The organism is Bacillus sp. JJ1566, assembly GCF_036962685.1.
In the GTDB taxonomy this organism is placed as follows: Bacteria; Bacillota; Bacilli; order Bacillales; family Bacillaceae_L; genus Ferdinandcohnia.
In genome coordinates this window covers 36,096-43,753 of record NZ_JBALOP010000007.1, presented here as the reverse complement: position 1 = coordinate 43,753, position 7,658 = coordinate 36,096, and the positions used below count along the sequence as shown (strand labels likewise).

The window sequence follows — 7,658 nt, the reverse complement described above, 5'->3', positions numbered from 1 at the left end:
GAGGGCTTAGTGCCAGTTATTGCTGAAAAATTTCCTTTGAAAAATCGTGGCATCCGCCGGAGGCTTTAACTTTATTCAGCCAAGGTTTGAACCCCAAAGCATGTTGTTTATCCTTATTGTATTTTGGTACTGGACCCCTGCTGAATAAAGTTAATAACTAGAGGTGTGTCTTCCCACAACCATTTACTAATAGAGCATGAACGTCTTTTGCCAATGTTGGCAAATCATACTTTTGTTCGTTCATGACCCAAGTGGTTGCTGTTTCATCGATTGAACCAAATATCATTTGTCTTGCCAATCGCACATCAAGATTTGGATTAAACTCACCGTTATCCTTCCCAAATTGGATAATGGCGTCGATTGTGCTTAAGTATCCTTTTAGGACTTCATTAATTCGGTGACGTAATTCTTTATTTGATTGTCTCAATTCAAGCTGTGTAACGATTGCAAGGTGATGGTCAGCAGATAAAAGCTCAAAATGCTTTTCTACTAATGTTAATAACTTCTCCACTGCACTCGATTTTCCTGCTATTTCAGCTTCAATTTTTTCGATAAACTCTCCCATTTTTTCATGGAATAAAGACACAAGTATATCTTCTTTATTTTTAAAATAAAGATAAATCGTACCGTCTGCAACGCCTGCTTGTTTAGCGATTCTTGAGACCTGTGATTGATGATATCCATTTTCTGCTATGACAACAACCGCCGCGTCTATGATTTGCTTGTATTTAGGTTTAGTTTTTTTCAAGATTTTACTTCCTTTCAGAAAAAATGAATGAATAATCATTCATAATCCTATAGTAAAGCTAAATAAAGCAACTGTCAAGATTATCTTATCATATTGACTAATTCCTAATTTGCTCTTTTTATTAAAGAAAAAAAGAGCCTTAGGCACGCGTCTTTGGCTCCACATAAATCTTATGTTCAAGCATAGATGCCTTTAGAGCTGATCGATCCTAATTCTTAATTGATTTTTGTTAGTTTTTCCTTTTCTTCATCCACTAATACTCGTCGTAGTACTTTTCCTACAATCGTTTTAGGTAATTCTTTTCTAAATTCATACACTCTAGGAGCTTTATAAGCAGCTAGATGTTTGCGGCAATGGGTGTCAAGCTCTTCTTCCGTACATTGCTGACCTTCTTTTAAAACAACGTATGCCTTTACAGTTTCACCACGATATGGATCAGGAATTCCTGCAACAACCGCCTCTTGAATCTTTTCATGTTCAAAAAGGACTTCCTCAACTTCTCTTGGATAAATGTTAAATCCACCGGCAATGATCATATCCTTTTTCCGATCTACCACATAGAAGTATCCGTCCTCATCCATATAACCTAAGTCACCTGTTAATAACCAGCCGTCGCGGAATGTCGCCTCTGTCTCCTCAGGTTTGTTCCAATATCCTCTCATCACCTGAGGACCTTTTACCGCAATTTCTCCAATTTCTCCGAAGTCTGCAGGCTGACCTGTTTCCATTGACAGCACTGCTGCATCTGTGTCTGGCCATGGTAATCCAATACTACCATTTACACGACGTCCCCAAAGTAAATTTGCATGTGTTACAGGGGAGGCTTCTGACAAACCATAGCCTTCTACAAGCTTTCCACCGGTTACTTTTTCAAATTGTTCCTGAACTTCAAGTGGCAATGCTGCTGAACCACTAATACAAGAATCAATCGAAGATAAATCATATTTATTAAGGTCAGGATGATTTAATAAGCCGATGTACATCGTTGGTGCCCCAGGGAATAAAGTGGGCTTTTGCTTATGAATCGTTTTTAATGTGGCACCTACATCGAATTTTGGCATTAAGATCATTTTCGATGCCATCATAATCGAGAGATTTAACACTGTAGTCATTCCGTATACATGGAAAAATGGCAGAATGGCTAATACAGACTCTTCTCCTTTTTTACATTTATACATCCATTTTGAACACATAATTGTATTGGCTACTAAATTTCGATGTGTTAGCATGACACCCTTTGGAAAACCTGTTGTCCCTCCGGTATATTGTAACAATGCAATGTCTTCTTCGGGATCAATCTCAATATCGATTTCTTTTGCTTCCGAATTTCTAATAATTTCCCTAAGCAAATGATTCGTTCCCTCATGTTCAACTTTAACAACAATACCATATTGCTTCTTTTGAATGTAAGGATAAATCAAATTTTTCGGGAAAGGTAGATAGTCCTTAATCTCTGTTACAATAATATGCTCGAGTTGTGTTAGCGCTTTCACTTTTGAGACGCGTGGAAAAAGGATATCTAATGTAATGATTGCTTTTGAACCAGAATCCTTTAGATGATATTCAAGTTCTCTTTCTGTGTACAATGGATTCGTTTGGACAACAATTGCACCAGAAAATAATACACCGTAATAGGCAATAACACCCTGTGGGCAGTTAGGCAACATGATGGCAATTCGGTCTCCTTTTTTGATGCCTTGATCCACTAAATAGTTTGCAAGCTTTAAAGATTCTTCGTACACTTGCGAGAAAGTTAATTCTTTTCCTTGAAAATGAACTGCAACTTTTTGTGGAAATTCATTTGCCGTTCGTTTCAAATACGTTTGAATCGAAATGCTTTCGTATTCAAGTTCATGTGGAATTTCCTTCGGATAATTGGCTAACCACGGTCTTTCTAACTCCATCTGATAACCTCCCTTATAAATTTAATGCATTGAATACGAAGACGTATTCAGAATCCAGTTTGAAAATTCAAACCATTTGTTTTCATTATAGTATAATGATTATTCCGTGACAATTACATTCATGAATTGTTGTTGCTGTTTTACGTCGTACTGTAGACAAATAAATAGGGCTGTTGGATTTTCCAATCAGCCCTTATGCCTATAAAACTAGATACAGTATTCCGACAATCACAAATATTCCACTTACAACTAACAAAATTTTCGCTAGCTTTTCCATATTTAAAAACCACCATTTCCAATCCCTGCGCCGATTACATAAGAGAGTCCCACTGAAATAATCATGGATATGAGCCCTACTGCGCGATTATCTTGTTGTATTTCAACATCGATGTTGAACTTTGGAGTTAAGAACTCAAAAATAAAGTAGCCAATTAGCAGGAGGAAGAAACCAAATACGCCCCAGCCAATCATGACGAATAATGAGTCATGATTTTGGATGGAATAGCGGAATATATTTGCGATTCCGAAGATTTTTCCTCCGGTAGCCATTGCGACTGATAGGTTACCATTTTGGATTTCTTCCCAATTCTTGTATTTGGTAACCAATTCAAATATGGCCATAAACAGAACCATACACAGTATGACGACACTGTAATTAGCAGCTGTTAACACATATTCATTATCCCAAAATTTATCCATCATCTTCTCTCCCTATTAGAGGATTACACTGCAATTTATGTTTATTTTAGTTCTACAACTGTGACGCCTGTTCCACCTTCTCCGGCTTCCCCGAATCTTGTTGATTTTACAGAGCGGTGATTTTTCAGGTATTCTTGAACACCTTGCCTTAAAGCACCCGTTCCTTTTCCATGGATAATGGAAACTCGTGGATACCCTGCAAGCAATGCGTCATCAATGTATTTTTCCACTCTTAATAATGCATTTTCAAAACGTTCTCCCCGTAAGTCAAGCTCAAGACTCACATGATAATCTTTTCCTCTTACTGTTGCGAGCGGTTTTGTTTCCACTGGTTTCGGACTGCTTACAAACTCGATATCTTTTTCTTTTACCTTCATCTTTAAGATCCCGATTTGGACCTGCCATTCATTATTTCCTGCCTTGTCGATTAGATGTCCCTTTTGATTTAGGCTAATCACCTTCACTTCGTCACCAGGAACAAGTTTCCTCATCATTTTCGTAGCGACAGATTGTTTATTCGTTTTATCTGTAAGCTTTGGCACAGCATTTTCCAAGCGTTTTTTTGCATCAATTAAATGGTGTTCTTTTACAAGCGATTGTTGCTCAAGCTTCATTTTACGTAAATCACGAATGACTTCTTCTGCCTCAGCTTTTGCCTCATTAATTGTTTCTGCTGCTTTTTGTTCTGCTTTTTCAAATAATTTATCACGCTGTTCATTAAATTTGATGATTTGCTCTTGAAGCTGCTTATGAAGGTTTTCAGCTTGTTTGCGGATATCTTCTGCTTCACCAAGCTCCTGCTCTGCATCCTTTTTACTTTTTTCCAAGGAGGCAATCATATTTTCAACTGTGTTCGTTTCAGAACTAATATGACTTTTTGCTAAGCTAATAATGGTATCTGAAAGTCCAAGACGTTTCGAAATTTCAAATGCATTACTTCGACCTGGGACCCCAATTAATAGCTTATAAGTTGGACTCAACGTTTCAATATCAAATTCGACACTTGCATTAATTACTCCTTCTCGATTGTAACCATACGCTTTTAACTCTGGGTAATGGGTTGTTGCTATTACCCTAGCACCTCTGGTTCTGACTTCATCAAGGATTGAGATTGCAAGTGCAGCCCCTTCTTGTGGATCGGTTCCTGCTCCTAATTCATCAAAAAGAACTAGGCTGTTTGCATCGACACGCTTTAAAATATCCACAATATTTACCATATGGGATGAAAATGTACTTAAGCTTTGTTCAATAGATTGCTCATCCCCAATATCAGCATATACGGATTCAAAAACAGCAATTTCTGACTCTTCCTGTGCCGGAATTTGCAGTCCTGATTGTGCCATAATCGTTAATAAACCGATTGTTTTTATCGCGACGGTTTTACCACCTGTATTTGGCCCAGTAATAACAATTGATGTATAGTCCTTACCAAGTTCAATATCATTTGGAACTACTTCTTGTGGATCTATTAAAGGATGGCGCCCCTTTTTAATTAAGACATAGCCATTTCCATTAATCTTCGGTTTCGAACCTTTGACCTTTTTACTGTAGCCCGCTTTTGTGAACATGAAATCAAGCTCTCCAAGTGTCTCCACGTTATGATAGAGTGATTCTGCTTCGGCAGCAACCTCATTTGATAGTTCCAATAAAATGCGATCAATTTCTTGTTTTTCCCTTACCCTTGCCTCTTGCAGTACATTATTTAGTTCGACCACTGATTGTGGTTCTATAAATAATGTAGCACCTGATGAGGATTGGTCATGAACAATTCCGCCATATGTCCCGCGATATTCTTGTTTTACAGGGATTACATAGCGATCATTTCGTATTGTAATAATGGCATCCGATAGTGTTTTCCCGGCAGATGATGAACGAATAATATGCTCAAGCTTTTCCCTAATTCTTGCTTCACTGCTGCGGAGCTGCTGACGAATTCCACGTAATTTGTCACTCGCTCCGTCCATGACAACTCCATTATCATCAATACAGTTTTTTATTTCTTGCTCAAGTTCAAATAGGGGAGTAATGCTTGTAACGAGTTCCCCAAGAATTGGTAGACAAATATCATCCTCAATCATACCTTCAATAAATTTCTTCATTTGACGACCCGCATAAATCGTGCCTGCAATGTCTAATAGCTCCATTGTATTAAGAGCTCCACCGATGCTAGCACGTTTTATGGAGGCTCTAATATCTGTTAATCCACCTAGTGGAACATTTCCTTTTAAACGCAATACCTTTGCAGCTTCATCTGTTTGCTCCTGTAGAAAAATAACCTCCTCTACATTTGTGGATGGAGTCATTTTATCTACCTTTTCTCTTCCTAATGAGGAGGAGACATGCTGTTTTAGCTGCTCCTTTACTTTATCAAACTCTAATACCCTTAAAACCCTTGGTTGCATGCTGTAACTCCCTTCTGCGCTACCAACCTTTATCCTATAAATTACGCTTTAGATATCCAATTAGCTCATCTTTATCCCATGTATTAATGATATTTTCTTTTTTGATCCACCCTTTTATAGCAGCGGATACGCCATATCCCATATCCTCTAGCATGTCCATATTATGGGCATCTGTGTTTATGACTAATTTTACGCCCTTCTCCTGTGCCTTTTTAATATATTCAGAAGAAAGGTCCAACCTATTCAAATTTGCATTTAATTCTAAAACTGTATTCGTTTCTTTTGCTAATTCAATTAACATATCTACATCTACGTCATATCCATTTCTACGCCCAATTATCCTTCCTGTAGGGTGTGCAATGATATCTACATGTAGATTTTCTAAAGCGTTTTTTAAGCGTTGCATGATTTTCTCCCTTGGCTGCGAAAAGCTTGAATGAATCGATGCAATCACCACATCAACTTCCCTGATAATCTCGTCATCATAATCAAGTCTACCATCAGGTAGGATATCCATTTCAACACCTGTAAAGATTGTAAAATCATCATATTTTTCATTTAGTCTTTTAATTTCTTTGTGTTGCTCTAGTAATCGTTCAGCTGTAAGCCCGTTTGCCACACGCAAGTATTGTGAATGATCCGTAATCGCCATATAACGATATCCTTTTTTCCTGCATGCCTCCACCATTTCTTCGATGGTGAAAGCTCCATCACTCCATGATGTATGCATATGGAGGTCACCTTTTATATCTTCAAGCTGAATATGTTCAACTTCCCTTTGGAATGCCTCTACCTCAGAACCATCCTCTCTAAGCTCTGGTGGGATAAAGGTTAGTCCAAAGTAATGATAGAATTCTTCCTCGGTTTCAAAGGTTTTTATTTCACCAGTATCACTATTTTCAACGCCATACTCACTTATTTTTTCACCACGTTCTTTTGCTAATTGCCTCATTCTCACATTATGGTCTTTACTACCAGTAAAATGATGCAGGGTCGTGGCAAATTCATGAGGTTTCACAAGACGGAAATCAACCGAAATATCGTAGCTATATGATATTTGTACGGAAACCTTTGTATCGCCGCTTGCAATAATTCCATTAATACCGTTTAACTGTAAAAGCTGGTCTCGCACTGTTTCAGGATCGTTTGTTGCAATAATAAAATCAAGGTCCTTAATTGTTTCCCTCATCCGGCGAAGGCTGCCCGCACGGGAGAATTTCATGATCCCAACCATTGCACTTAGCTGCTTTTCGATTTCTTCAGCGAGCGCTAGCATTAAAGCAATCGGCAAGCGGTCTGGTCGTTTGCCATATTCCTCGATTGCAGCCAGTATCTTCTCTTCTGTTTTCTTTCCGAAGCCTGCTAGATTTTGAATTTTTTCATTTAGGCATGCTTGTTTTAGCATTTCCATATCCTCAATACCTAGTTCCTTATAGAGCTTGGCTATTTTTTTGCCACCGAGACCTGGCAGGTTAAGTAAGGGGATAAGGCCTTCAGGGACCTTTTCTTTTAATTCATTTAAAACTGTTGATTGTTCGGTATCGATGTATTCTATAATCACCGATGCTGTGCCCTTGCCAATACCAGGTAATGTTGTGAAGTCCTCGATTGTCGATAAACTTCGATCATCATTTTCAAGGGCAGCTGCAGCTTTTCGAAAGGCTGATATTTTAAATGGGTTGTCCCCTTTTAGTTCCATATAGATTGCAATTGTTTCTAAAAGACGAATAACATCTTTTTTATTAACTGTCATAATTACCACCTACCTATATTCCATACGATTTATTTTATTTAGTCGGGGTTTAAACCCCGACTAAATAAAATTAGCCTCCGGCGGATGCCACGATTTTTAAATAGTAATTTTTCGATCATAAGATCAAAGACTGAGAACGCCACTTCCTGTGG

Annotated in this window: 5 protein-coding genes; all 5 read right to left on the bottom strand. The window is 38.1% G+C overall.

All coding sequences use genetic code 11. The features are described from left to right. Positions 1-157: 157 nt before the first annotated feature. Positions 158-748, bottom strand: a complete 591-nt coding sequence (locus V7112_RS04365) for a TetR/AcrR family transcriptional regulator (protein WP_335415966.1) — start codon at positions 746-748, stop codon at positions 158-160. A gap of 215 nt (positions 749-963) precedes the next feature. Next, a complete protein-coding gene (locus V7112_RS04360; RefSeq protein ID WP_335415964.1) occupies positions 964-2,652 on the bottom strand; it encodes a long-chain-fatty-acid--CoA ligase in 1,689 nt (562 codons plus the stop codon). A 279-nt stretch (positions 2,653-2,931) separates the two neighbouring features. Beyond that, positions 2,932-3,351, bottom strand: a complete 420-nt coding sequence (locus V7112_RS04355; RefSeq protein WP_335415962.1) for a DUF350 domain-containing protein — start codon at positions 3,349-3,351, stop codon at positions 2,932-2,934. A gap of 41 nt (positions 3,352-3,392) precedes the next feature. Then, complete coding sequence (locus V7112_RS04350; protein WP_335415960.1) at positions 3,393-5,753, bottom strand: endonuclease MutS2; 2,361 nt, start codon at positions 5,751-5,753, stop codon at positions 3,393-3,395. Between the two features lie 34 nt (positions 5,754-5,787). Beyond that, positions 5,788-7,506, bottom strand: coding sequence for a DNA polymerase/3'-5' exonuclease PolX (gene polX / locus V7112_RS04345; RefSeq protein WP_335415955.1), 1,719 nt, complete (start codon positions 7,504-7,506; stop codon positions 5,788-5,790). Between the last annotated feature and the right edge of the window lie 152 nt (positions 7,507-7,658).

What these genes read in the sequence shown, in the direction of transcription:
- V7112_RS04355 (WP_335415962.1), bottom strand. Translation starts at nt 3,351, where the DNA reads ATGGATAAATTTTGGGATAATGAATATGTGTTAACAGCTGCTAATTAC.
- V7112_RS04350 (WP_335415960.1), bottom strand. Translation starts at nt 5,753, where the DNA reads ATGCAACCAAGGGTTTTAAGGGTATTAGAGTTTGATAAAGTAAAGGAG.
- V7112_RS04360 (WP_335415964.1), bottom strand. Translation starts at nt 2,652, where the DNA reads ATGGAGTTAGAAAGACCGTGGTTAGCCAATTATCCGAAGGAAATTCCA.
- polX (WP_335415955.1), bottom strand. Translation starts at nt 7,506, where the DNA reads ATGACAGTTAATAAAAAAGATGTTATTCGTCTTTTAGAAACAATTGCA.